Source organism: Geomonas diazotrophica (assembly GCF_019063885.1).
Classification (GTDB): Bacteria; Desulfobacterota; Desulfuromonadia; order Geobacterales; family Geobacteraceae; genus Geomonas; species Geomonas diazotrophica.
Window position 1 is genome coordinate 631714 of the sequence record NZ_CP077684.1, and the last position, 24316, is coordinate 656029.

A 24316-nucleotide genomic window follows, 5' to 3' on the forward strand; every position below is an offset into this window, starting at 1 on the left:
CTCCTCCGATCTCAAACGTTCCCAATTGTACCGTAACTCGCCTTTTTCAGTCCGCACTAGGTCTCGCGTGAAAATTAGCTTTGAAGAGCAATGACGTCACCCCACCCGGATATCGCCACCGAAACTTGCGTCAGATTTTGACGCACTCCTCATTTATCCTCACGACATTGCAGCCGGAAGAAGATAACGGTCCTTCACCGCAGGAGAGGGGAGCATCTTGGGTGAGGAAACGGTCGGAACAGCGCGGGGGGGGGGAGCGGATGTGCGGATACTGTATCGAGCGCTATTCGGTAGAAATCTTGAGCAGTGACATCCTAGGATTCATACGGCTAAGGCCATCGTGGGGCCCTTGGGAGTGCAACTGCTACCTGCGCGAAGCTCTGGACTGCCTTCGACAGATTAAGGAGATCACTGGCACGAAGAAAGGTTCCTTCCTACTCCATGGTTTCCACTCACAACGTCCTGCTCGGAACGTTGGAGATTCTGCTCCGAGAAGGCTTTCCCTCGCTCGGTTACCGGAAGTTGTTAGGAAGACCGTTGCTGGCTGAAGCCGTGGCAGCAGAATGCTCCCCGGCCCCTAGCAAGGTATTTGCCTCGGCGACTGCCGGCCTTGACCTTTCTGGGCTCTCCATACTCTACGATGCGGATACCTTCCTGGAGGGAAAGCACCATCTGGCGCTAGGTGGTGACCTGGCGGTTAGCTGCAAGAACCTGCTGCTTGAGGAGGCTAGACTCTACCCCGAGGAAATGACCAGCGATTCCCGGATAAACATCATCAGGTGGCTCAGCAAGGAACTTGCTCACCCTGAGCAGTGGACAAAAGAAAGTACGGCGGAATTGCAATTTTGTTCTCCGCCAAGGGCCGAAATTAGTGCTAGATGCGCCCTTTTGGAGACACGATAAATCATGGTGACTGCTCCGGAAACGAGGTGAAAAGTGGCTAGAACGGGTGGTGAAACAGCAGATATCCTGAAGGAACTTTATCGAGACTTCGAATGTGCGTGTCTGAACCCGTTTCGTCTGACCTGGGCTCAGCTACGAGGAATTTCAGGAGTGGCTAGAATCAGCGATCGTTATCTGGAGGAGGTCAAAGAAATGTTGTCACGCGATGGCTTTGCTCTTCTCCCGCTGGAAAACAGTATCGTGGTAGTGCGTGACAGAGATCTCTACCTGTGGGATTACTTGGAGGCGCACTTGGTCGAGCGATACCGGTATCGGGAGGATTCGAAGCCCGGCACTCGTGGCAACGACGGCAAATTGAGCCTGGTCCGGTAAATCGGGCGGTTGTTCAGTAACTCCCTACCGGGAAAAGGCATTTCTGGTCAGCTAGGCGAATCAGGTCGTGATCATTCAAGCGCGGCAACTTTGCCTTTGTACCTTCGGCTCATGGAAGCCGCCGCCTTTTGAAACTCCGACCGTAACTCCGCAGGCTCCAGCACTTCCACGTCCTCCCCGAACCCCCTGAGCCACCACCGCAACTGAAGGCTATCAAGCACCTCCGCCTCCAGCAGTACCCGCTTTGCATCGAATCCTTCCAGGCGCCTGGTCCCCGGCAACGGGGTGTCGTAGAGGTACGCGGCCGCGCCGCGCTCAAACAGCGCCTTGAGGCTGATGATGGTGTCGCCGACCGGGTAGCTGAACTCGCCGCTTTCGATGTACGCCTGCAGTGAGAACCCCTCAGGTATCAGGGCTGGCTCATCCCGCGAAGCGGCGCTCTCGATTCGGTGCAGCAGAAACTGGACCGGATTGCCGTAACCCTTGATGGTGGCCACCAAGTAGACCAGGCTGTCGACGAATACCAGCGCCAGCGGGTTCACCCATGGGTACTCTTTTGCGGCGCTCTCCCCTCTGGGGCGGTACCGGAGCGATAGCCGCCGTTCCCGAAGCACCGCCTCGTAAACCGTATCCGTTACCTGGTCGTCCATCTTCGGCGGCGTCATCTGCAGGCTTCGAGGAATGGTCCTAACCTTCGCGCGCCAGCGGGAGACGGGAAGTTCGGACTGGTCGTCCAGCAGCGCCTGGGCACTTCTGAAGTACGGGTCCAGATACCTGTGGGAGGAGCTCGGGAGGATGTTGGGCATGCGCTTATTCACGAGGCAGTAGGTGAGCGCCGTGTGCGGCTCCATGGCGCCAACCCTCAAAATCTGGGCCCCATCGACCCAGCTCCAGTAATAAGTCTGTCCATCCTCCTCGTATCGGATGGGGAAGTATCCCGAACTATGGATTGCCTCCAGGTCTCTCTGAATCATCCGCCGGGAGATCCCTTCCACCCCTCGGGCGCCCAGCCTCTCTTCGATCTGCTGGGTTGTTATGGTGCCGCTGCGGGGGATCATACTGAGTATCTGCATGCGGCGGTACATCGTCTTCATAACGCCTCCTATGCGACGACACCTTAAATACAGGTTGCGTCAGGAACTGACGCAACCATGAGAAACAATACCACACAATTGATATACTTTCTGGAGGTGCTATGTGTGGTTGGTGTCTTGAAAACCTTCCCCTGGAAATCCTAGCAAAGTCTAGGAACGGTCGTTATCCTGCCAGAGTCGGCGGGGATTCATTGGGCAGAATGTTCTATCTGCGAGAGGTGAGCGACTTCTCGCAAGGCCTCCTGAAGGTTACGCACAGCGCCAGGCGGAAAGGGATCGACCTGTTTGCCGAATGCCCGCCCGAGTATGGAGTGATGCGTCTTCAGGAGATTCTGGTGTGCGAGGGGGGTGACTCTCCCTTGTACCAGGAACTGCTGCGTCGAAAGCAGGTAAGGAGTATTGTTCAAGCGGTCTGTAGCGAACGCATACGGGTGCGGTATCTCCAGGATGCGCGGGGGACAGGATGGGAATGCTTTGAGTTCCTGTACCTTCCCGAAACCTACCTTGATGCCGGGCAGGCGCGGCAGTTGCAGAAGCCTTCCTTGCTGCCAGCCTGCCGCACCCTGCTGGAGCATTATAGAAATTGGTGGCTGCTGGGAAACGCCCTGGAAAAAAACGACCTCCACGATCGGTTTGAGAAGACGGGAGTCCTGGACCCCATCGAGGATATAACCAGGTCGGAACACGATCGCTTTGACGTTTTGCTCAGGGCATTGAACTTCAGTCTCCTGCTTGTCAGCAGGTTTCCTGCAGAAGCCCCCCTGCTCCGATTAATTGCGGAAAGCAGCCCTTTCGGAGTTCCATCCTTTGCAGGGGATGACCTCTGGCTCCAGCGGGAAGCGGCGCTTCTATGGTATGACTTGAAAGGGTTCGAGGGACTCTTGCATGAACTGCCCCGGTTCCGGAGCACGCTTTTTTACTACATCCACCTCAAGCGCGGGTTAACCGTCGAACAACTGAGGGAGCTTCTCATCGTAGCGAGCATGAATTCTTTTATGGACGACCAAGACCCCTACATGGTTATGCAGGAGTGGATTGAGGAAGAATTGGGGAGCAGAGCGGCGCTTTAAGGTTTATCGTGAGCAACAGGGGCCGGTGGCGGGGGAAGGGGAGAGGAAATGGCAAAGAAGAAAGAAGCAGGGCAGAGGGGATCGCACACGGCGGCTCTTAGCAAGACTCTTTTTGTCAGAGGCTGTCAGTGTCATAAGTCTCTGTGGCTGCAGAAGTTCAAGCCTGAGTTGAAGGATGAGGAGTCCCCCGAGACCACAGCGAGGTTTGCCGGTGGCAACATGATCGGCGAACTGGCCCGCGACCTGTTTCCCGGTGGGGTTCTGATCCCCTTCGAGGAGGACGGGGAGAGGGTGCCGCTGGAGGACCAGCTCCGGCGCACCAAAGAGGCGATGGAGGGGGGGGCGAAGGTCATCTATGAGGCAGCCTTTCAGCACGACGGCATTTTCGTCAAGGTTGACCTGCTGCGCAAGAGGGTAAAGGGGTGGGAGCTCTACGAGGCCAAGGCCGGAACTTCCGTCAAAGACGTTTATCTCCTGGACTCGGCGCTCCAGTACTTCGTTCTGGCCGGCGCGGGTGTCCCCCTCGGCAAGGCCTATGTTGTTCATGTCAATACCGAGTACGTGCGCGAGGGAGATGTCGACCTGGGAAGCCTTTTGACTTGCCAGAACGTCACCAAGGAAGTGAAGGGCCTGCAGGCGGAGGTCCGGAACTCTACCCAGAAGATGCGGGCTGCCCTCGCTCAGAAAAAGGTGCCATCAATAGATATCGGCCCCCACTGCTTCGAGCCGTACGAGTGCGACTTCCAGGGGCACTGCTGGGGTCACATCCCCGAAGATTCTGTGTTTGACTTGCGGGGGAGGGGGGTGGACCAGTTCGCGCTGTACTACCAGGGGATTGTTAGCCAGGCCGACATCCCGCTCGACCTGCTCCAAGGAAAGCAAAAACAGCAGGTGCAGGCAACTCTGCGCCAAGAGGATCACGTCGACAGGAAGGCGATCAGGGCGTTTCTCAATCAGCTCAGCTACCCGTTGTACTTCCTCGACTTCGAAACCTTCATAAGTGCGGTTCCTCCCTTTGACGGCACTAGTCCGTACCAGCAGATCCCTTTCCAGTATTCGCTGCACTACCAGAAGAGGAGGGGAGGAAAGATCCACCATGTCGAGTTTCTGGCCGTGCCTGGCGAGGACCCACGCAAAGCGCTACTGAAAAGTCTCCTGGCGGCCATTCCCGACGGCTCCTGCGTCTTGGCTTACAATAGTGCTTTCGAAAATCGGGTGCTGAAGGATCTGGCTGGGCGTTACAAGGGGCATCGGGCGAGGGTGAACAGGATTGTTGCGAACATGCGGGACCTGATGGTTCCATTCAATACACGGGCTTGCTACAAGTGGGAAATGAAGGGAGGGTATTCCATCAAGAACGTGCTTCCCGCGCTGGTCCCCGAACTATCCTATTCGGGGCTGAAGATAGCCAATGGCGGGGCGGCCATGGAGGCATACCATGAGATGTGTGCTGTAAAGGACAAACCGGAGGAGCTTGCAGCAGTTCGGGGAGCCCTCCTGGAATACTGCAAGCTCGACACCCTTGCCATGGTGCGGATTCTCGAAAAGCTATACCAGCTTGCCTCCTGACCCGGCCAGGGGAAACTTGCCACCCGGCTCAAGGGGGGCCGCAGTCACAATTGGAGGGCCGGTGGGGGGAGCCAGAGCTGCGATCCATGCCTGAGGTTATCAGGTTCCTCGGCTATGGTCCCTTTGACTGCCAGGACGAGAACAAATCCAAGCATGGCTGTCCGGGCAGGCAAAGCCAAACGGACAGAGTGTTTGTCGACCAAAAGAGTTCCTACAGACTGCCCATAAGCAGCCCTAAGAGGTGCCTGTTCTAACCCTATCCGTTTTTCGCAATCGAGAAAAGCTGCAGAGTTCGGAGCGTGTCATCAGTGAAATAGACCTTGGTCTTCTTCAAGGTTTCTGCGATTTCCATCAAAATGTCAGCAAAGTGCCACAGCTCAATCCCCTCGGCGGTGGCTTCATCTTCAACAACAGATGCCCACCCCCAACTAACGATTATCTTCTGATACTCTCCAGGTTCAAACCCGTAGCCAGCAAGGGTCTCAACAACTCCAGGGGAGTTAAATTTCCTCTGAGCAAAGTACCCCAAGGTCCTCCGTTGGGCGGCTTGGTAGCGCTTGACCTTTATTAGCTCTTTGTCGTATGGCTTGGCGGTTAGCTTGGCAAAGGGGCCTGGGAGAGAAATCCCGCATTCGATATGGTACTTACCGCAGCTTTTGGGATCGATCGCGAGGATATCTATTTCGTACTGGCCTGGGCATTTTATATTCGGTATCGTTGCCCAGCCCTTGACGTACCGGACGTAAGCCTCAACCACTTTCTCTGTTGTTTCCAATACCCCCTCCGAAATAGCTTAAAACTTATATTACGGTATTATCAAGTGCGTCCAAATCTATAACCCTTAGGTGTTATTGTGGTTCACTCAAACTAAAAATATATCCGACACCCCTTAAGGTATGTATTAATTTTTTATCCGCGCCTTTATCAATTTTTTTTCTTAAATAATTAACATAAACATCGATAATGTTTGTAAAACTATCTAGTTCATGTTCCCAAACACTGCTCGATATATGAGCTCTAGAGACAATGTTTTCTGAATTTTCAACAAAAAATAGTAATAATTTGTATTCTATTTGAGTTAGTTCAATTTCTTTATTGTCACGCCATGCTTTGTGTTTGACAGGATCGATACGAATAGGACCATACACCAACTCAGCCCCTCTTACTGTTTGAGCCCTGCGCAACATTGCCTTTATTTTAGCCACTAAAACCTTAGGCTCAAACGGTCTCGATAAGCAATTGTCGGCTCCTGAATTAAGAATATTGATTATTTCTTGAACCGAGTCATCTTCTGTTAACGCCATGATCGGTAAAAACTGGTCATGGCCCCGTATGATGTTCATGAGGTCCAAGCAGGATTGCCTCGATACGGCCAAGTCCAATAGTACCATGTCAAATTTACATTTTTCGATTGCCCTGATCCCCGCTTCCTTGTCCTTCACATGATGGACCTCAGCAAAGTGGTTTTCGGCAATTTTTTGTAGTTTTGTATCTCCGCTGATAAGTAATGTTTTCAACTTACCTCCCTGGGTGTACAATTTGATAAAATTAATGCAAAACATACACCCCTGCGCGAAGATTTGTCAATGTTAATGATGCCTGTAGGCCATTTTTTTCTGACCATACGGAGTTCGCGCGCCTGACGGTGTCGGTGACTGTGGTCTTGCTGGCGCAGCAGCACTTTGATACGGAAGCCCGGTTCTGGCTGTAGGCCCAGACAAGGCGGTGGACGTCTCGTACTTGTCTCGTGGCGTCAACTTTTGACGCCGATACGGGGCCAAATTTCAGGGTCGATTTACGGCAAAATCAGGATATTCCGGACGTGATATACTGGTAAATCAGCTAAAACCTGCTGCCTCTAACCTTACCCTGCCCATTGTGTATCCCACTCGCGGAGGCACTTATGCCAAAAGCCTATAGTTATATGAGGTTTAGCACTCCTGATCAGGCAAAAGGGGACAGCAAACGAAGGCAGTCCCAGCAGGCTGAAGAATATGCAGCAACGCATGGGTTGGAACTTGATGACAAGCTAACTTACAGTGATTTTGGCGTATCAGCGTTCAGAGGCGCAAATGTAGAAATTGGTAAACTTGGCCAGTTTATGGAAGCGATAAGACGCAAGGAGGTCGAAAGTGGTAGCTACCTCTTAGTCGAATCTCTGGACAGAATAAGCCGAGATGTCATTTTGCCAGCTCAGAACATTTTTACGCAGATAATATTAGAAGGCGTAACGATTGTAACACTGGCTGATAGAAGAGTTTATTCTGCTGAGTCTGTAAACAAATCACCTTTTTTATTAATTGAAGCGATTGTTATTTTGATCAGAGCAAATGAAGAATCGGAAATGAAATCCAAACGACTTAAGTCAATGTGGGAAAATAAACGAAATAATGCATCAACACAAACATTGACAACAGTAGGTCCAGGTTGGTTAAAGTATAACAAAAAAACTCAACGGTTTGATGTCATACCAGAGCGGGCTGCCATAGTGAATAGGATATATAACGAGTACCTGAGCGGGAAGGGGTATTTGACCATTGCACGCATGTTACGCGAAGACAAGGTACGCACCTGGACGTTCAAGAAAGGCGAGAAATCGATCTGGCGAGAACATTACGTCAGTAGGATATTAGGAAATGCCGCAGTAATTGGTACTTTGACTCCACATGTAATGGGCCATGGTAATGGTAAGAGTCAACGGGTTCCACTTGAAGGCATCAAAAATTATTACCCCCCCGTTATATCCGAAGAACTCTATGAAAAGGTGCAAGCTAGGCGGCGCCAATACAAAACAAGATACTGCGACTCCGCAGCATTAAAAAATATCTTTTCAATGGTTGGAAGATGTCCTCAATGCAATGGGCGGATGATGTACCTCAAAAAGGGTCCACGTTGGGATTATATCATCTGCACCAATGCACAATACCAACAAGGTTGCACCACTAATAATATTCCTTATGGCCGGCTAGAAACCGTATTTATGTCAGAATTCGCAAAGGCAATATTGGAATTCCCGTTTATCAATCCGGTGATAAATAAAACCAGGCTTAGCGTCTCACAACTTAAAGAAAAACTTAGACGCACAACAGTCAGACAAAACAAACTGCTTAGCAGCTTAAAAAATGGATTAGAGCTGGAAAGTTATCAGAGCACAATGAGCTTAAATATGGACTTGCAAGCACTTGAGACCACTATTGATAATTGCCAAAGGGAATTAGTACGTTTAAATTCGCTACACAGTGATCAAGCACTTAAACAAATGAAGGCCTACATACACGACTTCACCGAACACGTTTCTGTAGACTACATAAATCGTGAGTTTATAAATAAGTTACTCAGATCAATGTGCGATACCATCCTTGTTTCACACAATTTGATAAACGTTAAATTCAAGATGGGACCAAGCCTTTCAATTGGATATGATAAATATGTTTCTGATTATGAATACATATCCGACAACGCAATCGCTAGATAACTAGGCCAAACCAGTATGTTAGTTCAAGGCTCGAAAGCGATCTGCAACCTCAGGGTGTGAGGGGGAAGAGGGCGCCTATCCCTCGATCCGGGGTAGGCGCCGGACAACTGTTGGCTATTCCTCGGTCTCGAAATCGGTTTCATCCTCATCATCGTCGGGGACATCGATGTCAGCATCCTCGTCCTCATCCTCTTCCCGGTAGCGCTCGGCCAGGCGGGCTGGCAGCTGCCTGGTACTGTCGAAGTCTCCGTCCTTAGCAACGATAAAGCTGTTGTTGAAGGTGAGCAGGGCGAATCCCTTCCCCAGTAAGACCTCGTTCACCTCATTCAGGTAATCGACCTCCAATTTGGCAGCCCCCGCCATCCCGCGCAACTGATCCCAGGTGAGCTGGAACGCTGCCCTGTAATCCCCTTCGAACCCCTTCCTGTAGAGACCTTTCAAAACGTCCGCCATTTCATCCGCTGTTCGTGCCATGTCGTACCTCCTGTGAGTGTGATCGATGAATAGAAGGTACCGCGGATATGCGTCATTTTTTGACGTGATCCGCCTCTACAATCATGACTACAACATCACCGGAGGCGAAGGAGGGAAACCCATGGAACTCGGCAACTATTTAATGTGTGTAGCCACTCGTCACCAGCAAGCCAAGGAAGAGCATGACGATGAACAGCGGGAAATCAGAGCGCGTGCCAGGTCTGGCAGGGGCAGGCGCGCGCTCATGCTCACCTATGATGACGAAACTGCCCTGCTCAAGGGGGTGATCGGCTCGCTCCGTGGGCGGCCTGCCTGCCTCAAGCGTGCCTCTTACCCTGCCATCGGGGCACTCGCCTATCTTTTCAAAGCGAAGGTGGCTAAGGACCCGTACGTCGAGGGGTACGAGATCGTAGACAGGCTGGTTTACGACCCGGAACTCACGGTGGTTTATCTCAAGGCGTTGGAGGAATTGCAGGAATTGGGCTGGGTGAGGCTCAGGAATACTGGCGGTTCCTTTACCGACAGTCCTCCCTTTTGTTGGTTGCAAGCCAACGTTGACTTCGGGGATACCTTCCATCGGGAGATGGGCAATGGGGAAACCACGGTCGCCGGGTTCTCCTCTAATGACGCCTACCTGGACGCCATCTTCTCCTACCTCAAGGGGTTCGATGGGGGAAACAGTGAGCATCTGGTGATCAACGATCCCGATGTCAACCTAGAGACATATCAACCAGTCGGGTGGTACCGTCGATGCGTTCAAAGAGTTGAGGTTTCCACTTGCCAACTCCCGGCAGCCAAAGCGGGACCCAAACTCCGTCTGAGCCCATTACAACACTTAACCCTGATGGGGCTATTGGGGCAGAGGGAGGGGGACCTAAGCTACGACTTCAATGACACTTATCAAGTGGCACGCCTGTTTGCCCGCGGCAGGGTGTGCCGCCAGCGGGTTCGTAAACACCTGTTCGGGGAGAAGAGCCCCTTGCTTACCCAACGGCTGGTGGAGGCGACGCAGGGGACCTTTGGCGAAACGGTGCAGTTGACCCAGGCGGGGGCCACGGCCCTTCTTGGCCGGCACACAGGAAAGAAAAACCTGCAGAACCTGAGGCGGCGCGTAAAGCAGGGAACCTTCTTCGACTTGGAGGAGCCCAAGATACGGCAAGAGGCTCTGTATCTGCCGGGCCCAGTATTGGAAGCCCTGCAGTCGGTTGTGTTCGGCGAATCGCCGAAAGGGCTGGAGGTCAGGAAAGCGTGGCAGGCCTCCCTGCCAACCGAATGGGGCGCCCCGACCGGCAGCACGCTGCTCCTGTACGGGCCTCCGGGAACAGGCAAGACGCTGACGGCTCAGTACCTGGCGAGCCGCTTGGAACGCCCGTTGTTGAAGGTGGATGCCTCCCGTGTGCTCAGCTGTTGGGTTGGGGAGAGCGAGCAGCAGGTGCGCCGGATATTTGATGACTACTCCATGCTGCAGCGGGAGTTTGGGCGCGCCCCGGTCCTCCTCTTTAACGAAGCCGACCAGCTCTTGGGAGGCCGCGGTGCCGGTACCAGCGCGGTGGACCGGATGAACAACAACATGCAGAATCTTTTCCTGGAGGGGCTAGAGCGATTTACTGGCATTCTCGTGGCAACCACGAACCGGCGCGACCTATTGGACGAAGCCTTTAGCCGTCGGTTCACCTATAAGCTGGAACTTCCCGCCCCGGACCGCTCTCTACGCATGGCCCTATGGAAGGAGCACCTGCCGCTGGACCGCCTAGCTCACGATGTCGATCTTGACCAGTTGGCGGATCTGGGATTGACCGGAGGGGAGATTCGCTTGGTGGTTGAACGCGCTGTGAGGCTTCTAGCATACCGTGGTGACGCCAGCGTCGACGCTGGCACTCTGACTCTGCTGGCCAGGGAGGAACTCGCCGCCAGGATGAAGCGTGCCGGTACCGCTGGGCCGATAGGGTTTGCGGGCCAGCGTGGTGTCAGTACATAACCCCAGCCCCGGAATTGTAGATGGTTTCGGGGGGGCAAAGCGCTGTGATGCGTTCATTGGCCACCCGAACGGTCATGTCCACGATGTTGCCGAAGGCGTAGATTGCCATGCAGCTGACATAATACTTCCCTTGACGCTTAGCTACCCGGATTCCGACCGGCCGGTCTACCCTCCCTTTGAAGTGTTGCAGCCCAAACTTCTGCGGGTCGTAAGAAGGGCTTTGGAGACGGCGCAGCAGGAAATAGTTAGGCAGCAGGGTGTAGTTACGGCCGTAAAGTCCGTGCCAGAAGGCGCATTTGGTCCGCAGGTGGTAGGTCAGGTAGATTGCCTCGATAAAGCCTGCCATCGTAGGGGTAACCTGGAGGGCGCTGAGCATATCCTCTTCTTTACCTTCGATCACGGTACGAAACCTGAGGTGCCCGTCGAGCAGGCCTCCGACAAAGGAAGCGGTAACCTCCAGGGACGGGAGGACGGATACCCCCTCGAAGCTCCCTATGAGCGGGTTCAGCGAGAAGACCGGAGTGTGGGTGATGCCACACCCCTGCGGGATGAAAGCATTGGTGGCTTCCTCCAGGGAGCGCCACTTGCGGGCCAGCAGAGGCCTGTCTATCAGAAATTGGGTTCGGTCCGGCATCAAATCGAGATCGCCTGGTGCGGCGATGATCGGAAAAGAGACACGAGGATGGCGTTCAGGATATGCTTTCTCCATAAGTAGGTCCTCCAAAGGTAGGGGCTACGGTGGTCTTTATCCTATTAAGGCGTCAGAAATTGACGCATCTTAAGGGTAGCGTGAGGTGTTAGAGAGAAATAGACGGGGAGGCCTGGATGGTGGTCATAGGAAGGCATCAGGAGGGGTTTGAGAAAGAAGAGCGACTGGATGAGGCCTACACCAAGGTTGCGGAGTTTGGCGGAGATCTGAGGGAGTACCGGAAGTTCAAAGAGGTCGCCGCGATTCTGAATCCCGAGTTGTGTAATGGAGCCTTCACCAAGCGTCCCTGTCGCCGGAAGCTCCGCTACATAGGAGAGGATAACTTCCCTGAAGTGGAACGTTTGGAGAAAATCAGTGATGCCAGTGACTTTTTCGTGTACGGAGCGATCTACTATTCCGTGGATTTCAACGGCGCTACCTACGCGATAGAAGGATACCCACGCAGGATTGGGCGCGTCTACTTCGAGTGGCTAAAGGGTGAAGATGTAACTGAAACCAGCTGCACGGACCACCTGATTGTCAGCACAAAAGAGAAGGGGGACACCATCCCCGCAAGAAAGAGGCCCCATTTCGCGCAGCTGACATTTGAAAACTTTGGGGTACTGGACTGCAACCGCTTCGCGGTGTCTTGTGCTTTGGCAATCGCAAATGGAATAGAGGGACCGCAGCAATCACTTCTCGTACATGGGGGACCGGGGCTCGGTAAGACCCACCTGGTTAATGCCATAAGGCACAGATTGGAGCAAACGGCACCCGATGTATGCATCCGACACATGAGCGGTGGCTCGTTCCTTGAGGAAATGATCCAGGCGTTACGCAGAAAAAAAATGGCAAGCTTTCGGCAGGATCTGCTTCGCGCGGATCTCCTTCTCTTCGATGACATTGACGTCCTTGAGGGGAGGGAGGCGAGTCAGGAAGAGTTCACCAACACTTTAGAGGCGCTGGCCAGTGGTGGGAAGCCGGTAGTTCTAACCTGCGCGCGTCCGTTGGAGCAATTCGCCGTGCTTAACCCAAGGCTGATATCTCGGCTAAAGGGGATGATCAACATCCGCCTGGAACCGCCGGCAAGGGAAGATCTCCCATCGCTTTTAAAGCGTCTTGCGGAAAAGCTTGAAGTGTTGCTGCCAGCGGCTGCGTTGGAGGCCATCGCGGAGCTATATCATAACGATCTGAGGGAACTGGAGGGGATGATTACCTGTCTTGATGCCTATCGTACGCATGTCGGCCCATTGACCGAGGACGTACTATCAGAGGTTCTCAAAGGGTATGGGGGATCGAGGTCCGAAGTAGCTCCGCTGGAGGAGGGCTGTTGCTAGCTTCGATATTTACTCTTTAGGCAAATCCCTTTTCTTCCGATTAGGTTTGAAGGGCCGCCCCATGGCCACTTAAGAGAGAAGGGGGGAGCACGTGAAGCCTGAAGATTTGACTATGACCCTAGCAGTACTCGATAAGCTTACCAACGCTCAATGGCAAAACGTTTTCAACGCTTTGCCAGATAGGAAAAAGGATATTATTAGATTCTCGCAGCGCAAATCAGAAAGCGCGTTGATGGCTGGGTTTAAAAGAGACAAGCTCTACCACATGATAATAGGTGAATACGGCTGCACTTTACTTTCAAATTCAGATATTGGCTCGGCTGTACGAATTGAACTATTGAAATCTTTGTCTAAAGCAAATTGGCAAAAGGTCAGAGACGAATATCGCAATATCTTTGGCATAGGAGCGCTTAACTTAAAGGTGCAGCAGCCCAATGGTTCAAAGATTATGGGCAATAAATGGAAATCAGGTTCTAAATGGGCAAAGAAGTTTTGCGAGCTTATTGGGCTGCCACCTTCCTTTGCACTATCATACAATCAAAAATTTAAAGAAATTGAAACAATAGACCCCGTGTTCACGCTGAAGCCACTCCACAATTATCAGGAGGAGATATACAAAGAACTCAGGCTGTTATTGGATGAGGGGAGAGGCAAGGCGCGCATGGTTTCTATCCCCACTGGTGCTGGGAAAACACGAGTCGCCGTTGATGCCATTTGTGATCACCTCGCTTTATCAATGCAGGCGAACGGCAAGCAGGACATCGTATTATGGATCTCAAATTCTCATGAGTTACTGGCGCAAGCATGGGAAGCTTTCAAAGGGGTTTGGCAGGTCCCCCCTCAAAAAAATGGTGAGCCGATACGGCGCGTTAACCCGATGAAAATTATCAGGGTTTGGCAGAGTGCCAAGCATGATGTCGTCCTCAAGGAACTCGACCCTACAGAAGGTGATTACCTTCGCAGCGTTCACGTGCTCATTGCTTCTGTGGACCAGCTACACGCGTGGCTTAAAAATAAGGAAGAGGCTTTTGAAAGTTTACGTGGCCATTTGGATCGAGTTTGTTGTTGTGTTGTTGATGAAGCACACGGATTGTTGACGAAAGAGTATTCGAACGTACTAACGAAGCTGGGCCTCAAACAACACAAAAAATGGCAGACGGTACCGAAAGCACCGGTAGTAATAGGGTTAACAGCGACCCCTTGGAAGTCAAATGACGATGACACCAGAAGTTTGAGCAAATATTTTGGCGAAAAACTAATCCGGCCTCAAAGGCTGAACGATAAACCCATTGAAACTCTCAGAAATGAGAAATATCTTGCAGAAGTTACTCACCGGCTACTTAAAATCAAGGGTTCACCTGCGCTGACTCCAAGGCAATTGCAACACATAAATACTTTCAAGGATATTCCAGAGGATTACCTGGACATCTTGAGCAAAGAAAGAGCACGCAACCAGAAAATTTTAAAGGAGTTGGTAAGTCTCCCGGTTTCAAAAAAAGTCCTTGTGTTCGCCTGCTCGGTGCTGCATGCCGCCATATTGACGAATTTGTTAAACAACCATTACAAGCCGGGAACAGCTGCTTTTGTATATGGTGAGACTCCCCGATCTTTGCGGATATCTATAGTAAACCAGTTTAGAACCGGCAATGGCCCCCGCTTTTTATGCAACTATGGAGTACTGACTACTGGATTCGATGCCCCAAAAGTTGATGTTGTCTGTATCGCCAGGCCAACGATGAGTGTTTTGCTTTACGAGCAAATGGCCGGTAGAGGTCTGCGTGGTCCTAAAAATGGTGGGACCGATAACTGCATAATCCTCGACGTTAATGACGATGTTTTTGAAAACCGTGTCCAGAGCTATGCCCGAGTCCTTGAGTTGTGGGATGGTAAAGAAGGGGCAAGGGGTGCTGTAGGCGTCTGACCCACAGCTTGATAATAATAATCTCTTATTGGAGGGCGCCCTAAGGGGCATTACCAAGTAAGGCTGTGGGTATTCGTCCTTGCCATACGACGTTTTTAATGGGTGTCACTGGACGGGTTGCTTGCCTTGGCGGTCGGTATCAAAAGGATATGCTCATTGGAGTTTTTACAATTACCCCGTTGCATTTCCTTGTTGCAGGAACTATAATCCTCCCGCCTTGAAGCACCATTCCTTGTAATGCCGCCAGGCCGTGCGGTCGCCCTTTTCCCGAAGCGACCCATGAAGTTCTTGATTCATGAATGAGGTGCTGGTGCAACTGCTCGATTCACGACAAAGGGCTGCAGTCAGACATCGCGGCTCCAACCTCCTTATTCTTGCCGGGGCTGGAAGCGGCAAGACTAAGACCCTGGTGGCGCGGGCCCTGTCCATGCTGGATGAGCCAGGCGACCGACCGATTCTCTTCGCCACCTTTACCAGGAAAGCCGCCCAGGAGATCAGGGAGCGGGTCCGGGCTGCATGCCCGGACCCTGACCTTGGCGGGAGGGTGTGGATCGGCACCTTCCACAGTCTGTGTTGGAAGCTGCTCCAACAGAACGGTAGCGGCGTCAATGCGAGCGGCAAATGGAGCATTCTCGACAGCGTGGACAGCGACAGGATTTTCTCCATAGCAGCCAAAGCCTACGGTGTCCTCAATTTAAAGCAGATCCGCGCCATCCAATCCCTCTACAGTTTTTCCATAAACGCCGCCCTTCCCATGGAGGACCTTCTCGCGTCCCCGAGCTACAAAGAGATACAGGGTGTCCCCCTTCCTGTCACCAGGAAGATTGTCGGCAAGTACGAATCGCTCTGCAAAAGAAGCGGCCGCATCGACTTCGACAATATCCAGAGGCTGCTCCTTGATACGCTGAACTGGGACGGGATGGCGGCGGAACTGCGCGGGAAAATTCACCACATTTTCGTAGACGAGTTCCAGGACACCAACAACATCCAGTGCAACATTCTGAAAAAACTGCACAACGCCAACCTCACGGCCGTCGGGGACGACTCCCAGTCTATTTACGGCTTCCGGGCGGCAAACGTAAACAACATCATCACCTTCGAGGCGGCCTTCAACGCGGAAAAGGTCGTCCTGGAAAACAACTACCGGTCGACCGCTGGCATTGTTGACCTGGCCAATATCTCCATAGGCAACAACAGAAGCCAGATTTTCAAAACCTGCCGGTCTCAGAAAGTGTCCCCTCGAAAACCGAGGCTGATAGTAGCCCAAACACCGGCCGAGGAGGCCCACTGCATCGCCCAAACCGTCCAGAACACCATTGCCAGGGCCAAGGGGCGCCCTTCCCTTGCTGTGTTAAGCCGCACCACGAGACAAGCCGCGCTCCTGCAGAACGAATTGACGAAAAGGGGGATTGATTACCGGCTTATCGGGGGCAAGGACTTCTTTGCCGAAGATCACATCAAGATCCTCCTCGACTACCTGCGGCTGGTTCAGAACCCCTTCGATGTAATCTCGCTACTCTCCATCAACAACCTGCTGCGCCTGGCCCCCCAAGACCACCTCGACCAGCTGGAATTGAGGGCGGAAAGGAATGACACTGACTTCTGGTCGGAGGCCATCGCGGACCGAAGCGTGCATCGCCCCGGACTCCTCCAGTTCAAAGAGACCATCGATCGCTACCGCGCCGAATACCGGAAGAACCAGGACATCCGGACCCTCCTGGTGCGCGTCGCCAGGTCCATCAAGCGCCAGCTGCTGGAACGGCTCCCCTTGTCCTCTGACGACCTCGACCAAGACATCGGCATCATGTTGGAGCTCGCGGGGCAGTTCAGGGAGATAAATAAATTGCTGGAGTCGTTCAGCCTCAATGCTGTGGTCGAAAACAGGGAGCAAGTGGAGTCACAGGTGGTCATCAGTACCATTCACAGCGCCAAAGGGCTGGAGTGGGACCACGTTTTCGTCATCGGGCTTGTGGAGTACTGGTTCCCGCTCAACCTGGCGCTTTCGACACCCGGAGGCGAGGAGGAGGAAAGAAGGCTTTTCTACGTGGCGGTGACCCGCGCGAGCCACGACCTCTATCTCTCAGGCTACACCTCTTCCTCCAACTCTTACGGCAAGGCATTCAGCCAGGAGATCTCCAGGTTCGTCGAGGAACTTCCGGGCCACGTCCTAGACCGGTTCAAGGCTCCACCCATCGGCCCGTCCTGAAAAGCGGTCCCGCCCCCCCGACGCCGCCGGGTACGGCTTTCCAGCCACCCGAGATGCGGCTAGGAGAGCGCCCCCACGGTGCAAAGAGAACCGGGCGCCAGCGCAGGTGCTGGCACCGCTATACCAAACAACAGGAGGTGTGAATGAACAGTGACGAACAGGCATTCATCAAGCTCATGATGGGAAAACTGGACGGTGAGATCGAGGCGATGTGGCATGACGGCACTATAAACAACGATATCGCCATGCTCTTGGCCTGGACGCTCAAGATGCATCTGACCGAGCCAAACGACTTGGTCCGCCAGCGCTATGCCTCGTGCCAGCAGGCAGTGGCGTCCTACCCCGAATGGAAGATAAACGCGAACCTGAAACGGATCACGGAAAAATACCCCACCGTCGCCTTCTTTCTTACCCAGATCAATTCAACCCCGTAAGGAATCGACCATGCCCAACTGGAACATCTCCGTCTCCCAAAAAGAGTGCAGCTATGCAGGCTGCACGTCGCATGCAAAGTACGTAAACCCAGAACAGACGACAAGCTACTGCCCAACGCACTACGAGGAGTACAAGAATTACGTGACGTCGGTGCACGGAACGGAGGCACAGTACACCAACAACCTCATGTTCCTGATGAGTAACCAGAATAGGCAAAATATCATAGAGTCCGTAAGGGCTCTGTTCAGAACTTACGATGAGTACCAAGGCGGGTTAACCGACTATTCTCTGTCGGAAATCGACCGGATGCAGGAAAATATTTACAGGAAGTCGGGATCTCTTGATGAGTGCTTCCAGCGCTTTGCTGTGCAGGTGGGCATGGAGCAGCTCTCCTATGACAGGATGCTCCCCGTTTTCCGCAAGCTCCTGAGCGGAAAGTTCTTATCGGTCGACGGGTTTGCCAAGGCGCTCGATGCTGAAAAGGCCGCCGTCGCGAATGAGATGAAGAATCCCGCAAGCCAAAGCGACTGTTTTGATTACGGGTGTCGGAGGATCCAGGAGATCTTCCGTGCCGGGGACCTGGAGGAGGAAACCACCCCTGACCAGGTCTATCTTGCCAACCTGGGGTTAGTCGCGGTCACACTGCTGGAGCACCTCCTCGCCGGGTATGCCCAGTACTTTTCCGTGTACATCATCGAGAAGGAGATGCTGCCGGCCATTTCGTACACCGAAAATGATGGCGACCTCTTCGTCGATTACTTTCGATCGACGGTTGAGGCGATCGGCATCGAGTTTTTCAACAAGCTCGAGGTGCCGAGGAATCCCAAGTTTGCCTAATGCGCCCCGGCCTAGCAGTACCCACCGAAATCCGTCCAATAAATTGGGAGAGGTGCTTTGCCCCTCTCCCTGCAATGCAGCTCTATTGTTGTTCTCCGATGGTGGGCACTACTTTTAAGGCCTCGGCAAGGGCGTTTACTGCGTTGCTCAGGTGGTTCGATGCCATATGAGGGTACCGCGTCGTCGTGGCGATGCCATTGGGCGGGATACCGACGGGATGTCCACAAATGGGCTGGCGAATATTTGTCGAAGTGTGTTACCCGCCCCCCCCGCCGTAGTTGCTCACGTACGGAACGATCGCTTGAGTTCCACATCCATATGAAGTTGTCGTGGATATACAATACGTCTGCCTTCTATCATGAAACGCCCCTGCCCACTTTAAGCATTGTTGTTTGACCCTCTGCTTGCCGCAGCTGAACCAAACGGGCATTAGGGTTTTTATTGCATTTTGCCAATAAATGTGAAGATAAAGGAACACTCGGAGATCAGAGGCGGAATTGGTCATCTATGGAAAAACGAATTTTCCCACTTTCAACGATAACAAGGCGAATCACAGAACTGCTGGAGCCGGCCATCAACAAGCAGTTCTGGGTTAAGGCTGAGATATCCTCAGGCCGAGAACGTGGCGGTGCTTTCTACTGCGACTTAATCGAAACTGACGCTTATGGGAAGATGATTGCAAAGATGGCCTGTACTATTTGGCAGCGGGACCTGAGCGCAATCAGGGGACAGTTCAGAGGCAAAGGGATTGATCTTGTCTTGGACAACGGGACCGTCGTCGGCTTTCAATGCTCGCTGCAATTCAGCGCTCAATACGGCCTGTCCCTCCGTGTCATAGATGCCGACCCCAGCTTCGCTTTGGGCGAAATGGAACTTAAGAAGCGAGAGATCATTGAGCGACTGCAAAAGGAAGGATTGTTCGAGCCAAACAAGCAGCGTTTTGCCCCATTGTTGCCGCTCAGAATCGGCCTAGTTACCAGCGCCAACAGTGCCGCCTACAACGACTTCATCCAGACCCTGACCGTGTCCGGTTTCGGTTTCCGCATTTATTTAGCGGACGCCTTGATGCAGGGGGACCAGACTGAGCGATCAGTCCTTAAGGCCATTGATGCCCTCTGCCGACTCGATCTGGAGTTGATCGTTATTGCCCGTGGAGGCGGCAGCAAAACCGACCTCTACTATCTCGACAACGAGAGTATTGCCAGAAGAATTGCGGCCTGTCCCCTACCGGTGTGGTCTGGAATTGGCCACGAGATCGATACGAGCGTCTTGGACCATGTAACCAACAAGGCGTTCAAAACACCGACCGCTGTAGCTGAAGAGCTGGTCGCCAGATTCGTGCAGATGCGACGCCAACTAGATGAAGCAACAGGCACGCTCCGCACAGTCTGGGATTACAAATATAAAAATAGCCGAGAGTACCTGGTGCGTGCCGACATCGGCATCCGCCAAGGCACGAGGAAACATCTTGAACTAGTAAGCAGCGGGCTACGTGAACAGGCAAACCAGTTGCATATTAGGGTGACACACAGAATTGCGGCTGAACACCTGGGATTGGCGGGCAAAAGGGAAAGGCTACGCTCCCAACCCGTTGCCCTCGTACAAGGGCTGAGGGATCGATTGTCGTCGAGAGGACAGATTCTAGGGAAAACGGTTCGTTTCCTTATGGCAACAGCCTCTACCTCTTTGGCCAGCTTAAAAGTCCGATTTACAAGGGAGCGGTTTCTAAGACATATCAAGGAGGAGGGGGTGACTCTCACACGGACCGACCAGCAGATACGAGAACGGTTCCGCTCTGCAATGAGACTAAGATCAAGCCACCTGACGGGTATTCGGGACCGATTCCGATTGGAGAAGTATCGATATTTTATCAATACTGAACGTAAAAGTCTCAATGACAAGTTAGCTGTACTGCGGGCGATCGACCCAAAGAATGCCCTGCAACGTGGTTTTGCCCTAGTATACCGTGCCGACGGGAGCTTGGCCCGTTCTATTGTTGATGTGGCTGCCAGTGACAGATTAAGGACGCGTTTAGCGGATGGATACATAACCAGTGAAGTAACTTCCAAGGAGCAGTGCGATGAACAGTAACGGTGAACTCACTTATGAACAGAAGGTAGCCAGACTAGACGAGATACTTACCCGGCTCGATAACTCGGAGACCCCCATAGACAAGCTGGCAGAGGATGTCAAGGAGGGCGCGAAGCTAATAAAGGACCTGGACATGAAGTTAAAGCAGGTCGAGACCGAGGTCATGAACGCCTTTAAAGAATTAGATGGGGCCTAAACAGTAGTCGAGAATGAGCGGCCGTCAGGGGGAGCGCTTCTCTGATCGGTCGAGTTCTTTTGTGAAAACTTAAATTAAAGACCGACGCGGGGGGGATATGGATCCCTTTTCACTGCTGGCACTAGTGACAGCGGCAGGATTTGTTTTCTCGAAAGTATCAAGCCAATCAAAAGAAAACAACGAAACCAATAGGCAAGAACTTACATATAGCAAAGACATAGTTGCAAGGGCTAAGGCAGCCGTAATCACGGAGACAAATATATCTGACATTGAGGTCTTGCCAGAGTATCTTCTTGTGAAGAAATTAGTCCAGAATAACTTCCCTATGATTTTTATAACAGGCGGGGCGGGCACTGGTAAAAGTACTTTTGTCAAATGGCTGCTAAGTGAGTTTAAAGGAACGGTATTGCTAGGAGCCCCTACCGCAGCGGCAGCGGTCAATATTGAAGGCAAGACTCTACACTCTTTATGTCAATTACCGCCTGCCTGGATCGTGAAAACGGATATTAAGGATGCGCCAAGAAGGAGGGAGATAGCTGAAGCAAAACTATTAATCATCGATGAAATATCAATGGTGACTGCAAACCTTTTAGATGGTGTAAGCGCATTCTTCCGCCTTAACAAAAAGATAGACAAGCCATTTGGTGGAATGACCGTTATCATGATTGGCGATATGTTCCAATTGCCACCAATAGTCAACAATCAGACGAAGGATTTGTTTGAACGAATCTATGGATCGGCCAAATTTTATAATGCAAAATGTTTGAGCTTCTCTTCCTATTACGCCGTTGAGTTAAATAAAACGTTTAGGCAGACTGATCAGCTCTTTGTTGATGTATTGACTAAGATCAGAGAAGGTATTGATCTTGAGGCCTCTATTAGCCTGATAAACAGAGTGTGCCTGATTACGGATTCTCCACCTTTTGGAGCGGTATGGTTGTCGCCACGGAATGTGGAGGTGGACTCGCGTAATTTGACTGAATTAAATAAAATTGACGCCCCTCAGCGGATGTACCGAGGGGAAATTGAGGGTAAATTCAAAGACGATCGCCTTCCATCACCTATGGAATTGGTTTTGAAAGTTGGCGCTCAGGTTATGTTCACAAAAAATGATCCACAAAGACGATGGATCAACGGGACGATTGGTGTAGTTACTAAGTTAAACAATGACATAATTGTCGTGTCTCTTGCCCAGACTGGCAAGCTGGTGGATGTAGAAAGAACAAAATGGCCAGAATTTAATTACGCTTGGGCCGAAGATAAATGTGAAATAACTAGAGTGGAAATAGGCTGTTACAAGCAATTCCCATTAGTCCTGGCTTGGGCAATGACAATACACAAAAGCCAAGGTAAAACCATTGAAAAAGTACATTTGGATCTAGGGTCAGGATCCTTTGAAACGGGACAAACATATGTCGCATTAAGCAGATGTCGCGCTATCAATGGACTGTCGATGACGAGATATCTCAAGTCCACTGATATACATGTGGACAAAGAATCTAAGGCCTTTTATGATGAGTTACGCGCAATTATTAAAAAACTACCCCCCAATGACCTCCTGAATAGGCTGGATGCCGCCTCATTTTAATAATTAGCAGTAACATTTAGTTTGGGAGAAGTAAATGAATACGTTCGTAATGAACTCACTACTCGGTTCTGATGATAAAGAAAATGACATTGTATATGATAATGATACTTGGTTAGAGCTTGATGCTGATTCTTATCAAGAGTTTTACAGGGAAGTGAAAGAAGATAATTGCAGGAAGTTGTTCGAGCTTATGCATATTTCAGGTCAATTTGGCTTTGATACATCTAAAGTAAAGATACGTTTTGTTGAATATGATATACCTGTTCTTGTGTTGGAAGATGCTGATTCTATTAACAACTATATTTTCGACTCTATATCTAATGTACCAGGTCTTGTCCAAGCAGATGATAAAAATAGCAGGCTCAATCAGGCCGCGAGTTGCTTTAGGTGCAGGTATTCATCTGAAAGTAACCTGGTGGGCTTGTTCCCATTTATACTCATGCCGTTTGCCCCGCCTACAGATTTGAATGAAAGCCCTTTGTTAGCGCACGAGATATTCCATTTAAAAATGACATTTACGGAGCTATACAACGAGAAGGCAATCAAAATGACATATTGGAATAAGGACTTGCAAGCACTCGTGAAGTCAGATTTACACGATGCTCTGGCTCACAAAATACGTTCCTACTTGTCAGAAGAATATCAAGCATTGCAAATAAACCACGACATTGACACTGTTAATCTTGCATTTTCTCAATCGTATATCCCGATTGTTCTTGATAACTGTGCCAGTATCCTAGACTGGTGGCTGAATGATGAACACATGTATCTTAATATTTCTAGAACCTCAAAAGTCATATCAGATGCGCTCTATGACTGTCTAACAAAGCTAGGTTACAACGACTTACACTCCAGCCAGAACATGACGCCACTCAAATGGCGTGGTGTTTCGGAAAAAGTATTTAGGGAAGCATACAAATTTTGGCAGAAAAAACCTGAAGATTTTTGCGAACTACTAAGACGTTCGGTCGAATCGTAAAGCGACAAAATTAGAGGGAGAATTGCATGTCGGAATTAGTTGAAGACATCACATTTAAGGAAGCAATGCTTAGATCAAAAGGTCAGATAATAGTATGCGGAGAAAATACAACCGTTCCTACTGACTTTTACCGTCTATTATCCCAAACCGCTAAAATTGCAAGCCAGCTCAATCGTCCCTTGCACCATGAGATCGACATGAGGATAAAAAACATCGAAGGCGAGCATCGTGTCTACATTGATTTTTTAGGCCATAAGATCGAATGTAACGGCATTACCCTCTTCGACGCCCTTGGCGCAGGACTACGTGAGGTGGAGGCTAAAATTGAGGCCTACCTTCGATAGGTAGGGTGCAACAGAATTTGTATGGGGGACTGAAACGTGACTTCTGATAAGGCAGAAAAAATATTGAAATCAGCCGTTGATTTCCAAGCCCTCAGCTATGTGGCGAGAGAAAAATGTCGTGACCAATATCGAAAAGTTGAGAAGTCAGAAGAGAACATTCTACGAATTCATATTGATGGTCAGATTGCACTGCTCGCTAATAGAATGGGGGCTAAGATCGAAAAAATAACCCCAGAGATCTCATACCAGGTTGGAGTAGCATCATCTTTTATTAGGACTCACTTTTTGGCAGCTGACTTTTTTATGAATGGGGATCTGGTTGAATCACTATTATTGATAAGGAAGCAACTAGAATCTCTGGCAAGATTGCATGAGCTTGACTCGAAGCCATTACAAAGACTGGAAGGGAGGGTGCCTAACATTCAAAACGTCCTTCAAGGCGGCTCTGGGAAAATGTACGGACATCTCTCAGAGGCAGCTCACTTTTCTAGACCACGAGTTGCCGAGCTGCTGCATGTTGTCGAGAATGGTGATCTAATCGGTCCAAGTTTACTGCCTGTTTTTACTGAAAGAAGCTTTGCGTGCTTAGATATGAACTGCTTTGTTGCATTGTATTTCTTAGCATGGATGGTTCAAAAGCTCCCTGCCTGGTATCCCGGTTACGACAATACTGAAGCCCAGAGGATGGTGATTCAAGGAATTGACTTAGCTCTGAGATGCGGCGTTATTCGGAAGGGGGAGTAAAGCTGGGATGAGAGT

Annotated in this window: 22 protein-coding genes; 17 read left to right on the top strand and 5 right to left on the bottom strand. The window is 51.2% G+C overall.

Annotated elements, in window-relative coordinates; translation table 11 throughout:
- The first annotated feature begins 537 nt into the window (after positions 1–537).
- Positions 538–903, top strand: a complete 366-nt coding sequence (locus KP003_RS02760) for a hypothetical protein (RefSeq protein ID WP_217300274.1) — start codon at positions 538–540, stop codon at positions 901–903.
- A 33-nt stretch (positions 904–936) separates the two neighbouring features.
- Complete coding sequence (locus tag KP003_RS02765; protein ID WP_217300275.1) at positions 937–1275, top strand: hypothetical protein; 339 nt, start codon at positions 937–939, stop codon at positions 1273–1275.
- 71 nt (positions 1276–1346) lie between these two features.
- Here KP003_RS02765 and KP003_RS02770 read toward each other — a convergent pair whose 3' ends face one another.
- Positions 1347–2369 carry a helix-turn-helix transcriptional regulator gene (locus tag KP003_RS02770; RefSeq protein WP_217300276.1) on the bottom strand — a complete coding sequence of 341 codons (1023 nt, stop codon included), beginning with the start codon at positions 2367–2369 and terminating at the stop codon, positions 1347–1349.
- Positions 2370–2560: 191 nt separating this feature from the next.
- Between KP003_RS02770 and KP003_RS02775 the strand changes: the two genes are divergently transcribed.
- Entirely contained in the window at positions 2561–3439 is an 879-nt protein-coding gene (locus tag KP003_RS02775) for a hypothetical protein (protein WP_217300277.1), read from the top strand.
- A gap of 48 nt (positions 3440–3487) precedes the next feature.
- Positions 3488–5008 (top strand): DUF2779 domain-containing protein, encoded by a 1521-nt coding sequence (locus KP003_RS02780; protein WP_217300278.1) that lies wholly within the window; start codon positions 3488–3490, stop codon positions 5006–5008.
- A gap of 256 nt (positions 5009–5264) precedes the next feature.
- On the opposite strand, the gene KP003_RS02785 is transcribed toward KP003_RS02780, so the two are convergent.
- Positions 5265–5783: a hypothetical protein gene (locus tag KP003_RS02785; RefSeq protein ID WP_217300279.1), complete on the bottom strand. Its 519-nt coding sequence runs from the start codon at positions 5781–5783 to the stop codon at positions 5265–5267.
- A 73-nt stretch (positions 5784–5856) separates the two neighbouring features.
- Complete coding sequence (locus KP003_RS02790) at positions 5857–6525, bottom strand: response regulator transcription factor (RefSeq protein WP_217300280.1); 669 nt, start codon at positions 6523–6525, stop codon at positions 5857–5859.
- A 386-nt stretch (positions 6526–6911) separates the two neighbouring features.
- Between KP003_RS02790 and KP003_RS02795 the strand changes: the two genes are divergently transcribed.
- Positions 6912–8483, top strand: a complete 1572-nt coding sequence (locus KP003_RS02795; protein ID WP_217300281.1) for a recombinase family protein — start codon at positions 6912–6914, stop codon at positions 8481–8483.
- A 114-nt stretch (positions 8484–8597) separates the two neighbouring features.
- On the opposite strand, the gene KP003_RS02800 is transcribed toward KP003_RS02795, so the two are convergent.
- Positions 8598–8957, bottom strand: a complete 360-nt coding sequence (locus KP003_RS02800) for a hypothetical protein (RefSeq protein ID WP_217300282.1) — start codon at positions 8955–8957, stop codon at positions 8598–8600.
- Between the two features lie 25 nt (positions 8958–8982).
- Between KP003_RS02800 and KP003_RS02805 the strand changes: the two genes are divergently transcribed.
- Positions 8983–10935 (top strand): ATP-binding protein, encoded by a 1953-nt coding sequence (locus tag KP003_RS02805; protein WP_217300283.1) that lies wholly within the window; start codon positions 8983–8985, stop codon positions 10933–10935.
- On the opposite strand, the gene KP003_RS02810 is transcribed toward KP003_RS02805, so the two are convergent.
- The gene (locus KP003_RS02810; RefSeq protein WP_217300284.1) at positions 10925–11644 is read right to left on the bottom strand and encodes a hypothetical protein; all 720 of its coding nucleotides are present in this window, start codon (positions 11642–11644) and stop codon (positions 10925–10927) included. The genes KP003_RS02805 and KP003_RS02810 overlap by 11 nt on opposite strands.
- A gap of 116 nt (positions 11645–11760) precedes the next feature.
- Here KP003_RS02810 and KP003_RS02815 point away from each other — a divergent pair, with 116 nt between their 5' ends.
- The 11 genes from KP003_RS02815 (at position 11761) to KP003_RS02865 (ending at position 24301) form a co-directional block, all read left to right on the top strand.
- Positions 11761–12960, top strand: a complete 1200-nt coding sequence (locus tag KP003_RS02815; RefSeq protein WP_217300285.1) for a DnaA/Hda family protein — start codon at positions 11761–11763, stop codon at positions 12958–12960.
- A 91-nt stretch (positions 12961–13051) separates the two neighbouring features.
- Positions 13052–14881 (top strand): DEAD/DEAH box helicase, encoded by a 1830-nt coding sequence (locus KP003_RS02820; RefSeq protein WP_217300286.1) that lies wholly within the window; start codon positions 13052–13054, stop codon positions 14879–14881.
- Positions 14882–15176: 295 nt separating this feature from the next.
- The gene (locus tag KP003_RS02825) at positions 15177–17087 is read left to right on the top strand and encodes an ATP-dependent helicase (protein WP_217300287.1); all 1911 of its coding nucleotides are present in this window, start codon (positions 15177–15179) and stop codon (positions 17085–17087) included.
- Between the two features lie 143 nt (positions 17088–17230).
- Positions 17231–17521, top strand: coding sequence for a hypothetical protein (locus KP003_RS02830; RefSeq protein WP_217300288.1), 291 nt, complete (start codon positions 17231–17233; stop codon positions 17519–17521).
- Between the two features lie 10 nt (positions 17522–17531).
- Positions 17532–18359, top strand: coding sequence for a hypothetical protein (locus KP003_RS02835; protein ID WP_217300289.1), 828 nt, complete (start codon positions 17532–17534; stop codon positions 18357–18359).
- A gap of 507 nt (positions 18360–18866) precedes the next feature.
- On the top strand, positions 18867–20450 hold the full coding sequence (gene xseA / locus KP003_RS02840; RefSeq protein WP_217300290.1) for an exodeoxyribonuclease VII large subunit: 1584 nt from the start codon (positions 18867–18869) through the stop codon (positions 20448–20450).
- Positions 20440–20646 carry an exodeoxyribonuclease VII small subunit gene (xseB, locus tag KP003_RS02845; RefSeq protein ID WP_217300291.1) on the top strand — a complete coding sequence of 69 codons (207 nt, stop codon included), beginning with the start codon at positions 20440–20442 and terminating at the stop codon, positions 20644–20646. Before xseA ends, xseB begins: the two co-directional genes overlap by 11 nt.
- Before the next feature lie 97 nt (positions 20647–20743).
- Complete coding sequence (locus KP003_RS02850) at positions 20744–22234, top strand: ATP-dependent DNA helicase (RefSeq protein WP_217300292.1); 1491 nt, start codon at positions 20744–20746, stop codon at positions 22232–22234.
- Positions 22235–22268: 34 nt separating this feature from the next.
- Complete coding sequence (locus KP003_RS02855; RefSeq protein ID WP_217300293.1) at positions 22269–23213, top strand: hypothetical protein; 945 nt, start codon at positions 22269–22271, stop codon at positions 23211–23213.
- Positions 23214–23239: 26 nt separating this feature from the next.
- On the top strand, positions 23240–23557 hold the full coding sequence (locus KP003_RS02860) for a hypothetical protein (protein WP_217300294.1): 318 nt from the start codon (positions 23240–23242) through the stop codon (positions 23555–23557).
- Between the two features lie 36 nt (positions 23558–23593).
- Positions 23594–24301: a hypothetical protein gene (locus KP003_RS02865; RefSeq protein WP_217300295.1), complete on the top strand. Its 708-nt coding sequence runs from the start codon at positions 23594–23596 to the stop codon at positions 24299–24301.
- The last annotated feature ends 15 nt before the right edge of the window (positions 24302–24316 follow it).

Excerpts from the sequence above, each read along its gene's own strand:
- KP003_RS02800 (WP_217300282.1), bottom strand. The coding sequence starts at position 8,957 with ATGGCACGAACAGCGGATGAAATGGCGGACGTTTTGAAAGGTCTCTAC.
- KP003_RS02850 (WP_217300292.1), top strand. The coding sequence starts at position 20,744 with ATGGATCCCTTTTCACTGCTGGCACTAGTGACAGCGGCAGGATTTGTT.
- KP003_RS02795 (WP_217300281.1), top strand. The coding sequence starts at position 6,912 with ATGCCAAAAGCCTATAGTTATATGAGGTTTAGCACTCCTGATCAGGCA.
- KP003_RS02805 (WP_217300283.1), top strand. The coding sequence starts at position 8,983 with ATGAATAGAAGGTACCGCGGATATGCGTCATTTTTTGACGTGATCCGC.
- KP003_RS02855 (WP_217300293.1), top strand. The coding sequence starts at position 22,269 with ATGAATACGTTCGTAATGAACTCACTACTCGGTTCTGATGATAAAGAA.
- KP003_RS02780 (WP_217300278.1), top strand. The coding sequence starts at position 3,488 with ATGGCAAAGAAGAAAGAAGCAGGGCAGAGGGGATCGCACACGGCGGCT.
- KP003_RS02770 (WP_217300276.1), bottom strand. The coding sequence starts at position 2,369 with ATGAAGACGATGTACCGCCGCATGCAGATACTCAGTATGATCCCCCGC.
- KP003_RS02815 (WP_217300285.1), top strand. The coding sequence starts at position 11,761 with ATGGTGGTCATAGGAAGGCATCAGGAGGGGTTTGAGAAAGAAGAGCGA.
- KP003_RS02860 (WP_217300294.1), top strand. The coding sequence starts at position 23,240 with ATGTCGGAATTAGTTGAAGACATCACATTTAAGGAAGCAATGCTTAGA.
- xseA (WP_217300290.1), top strand. The coding sequence starts at position 18,867 with ATGGAAAAACGAATTTTCCCACTTTCAACGATAACAAGGCGAATCACA.
- KP003_RS02835 (WP_217300289.1), top strand. The coding sequence starts at position 17,532 with ATGCCCAACTGGAACATCTCCGTCTCCCAAAAAGAGTGCAGCTATGCA.
- xseB (WP_217300291.1), top strand. The coding sequence starts at position 20,440 with ATGAACAGTAACGGTGAACTCACTTATGAACAGAAGGTAGCCAGACTA.
- KP003_RS02825 (WP_217300287.1), top strand. The coding sequence starts at position 15,177 with ATGAATGAGGTGCTGGTGCAACTGCTCGATTCACGACAAAGGGCTGCA.
- KP003_RS02810 (WP_217300284.1), bottom strand. The coding sequence starts at position 11,644 with ATGGAGAAAGCATATCCTGAACGCCATCCTCGTGTCTCTTTTCCGATC.
- KP003_RS02830 (WP_217300288.1), top strand. The coding sequence starts at position 17,231 with ATGAACAGTGACGAACAGGCATTCATCAAGCTCATGATGGGAAAACTG.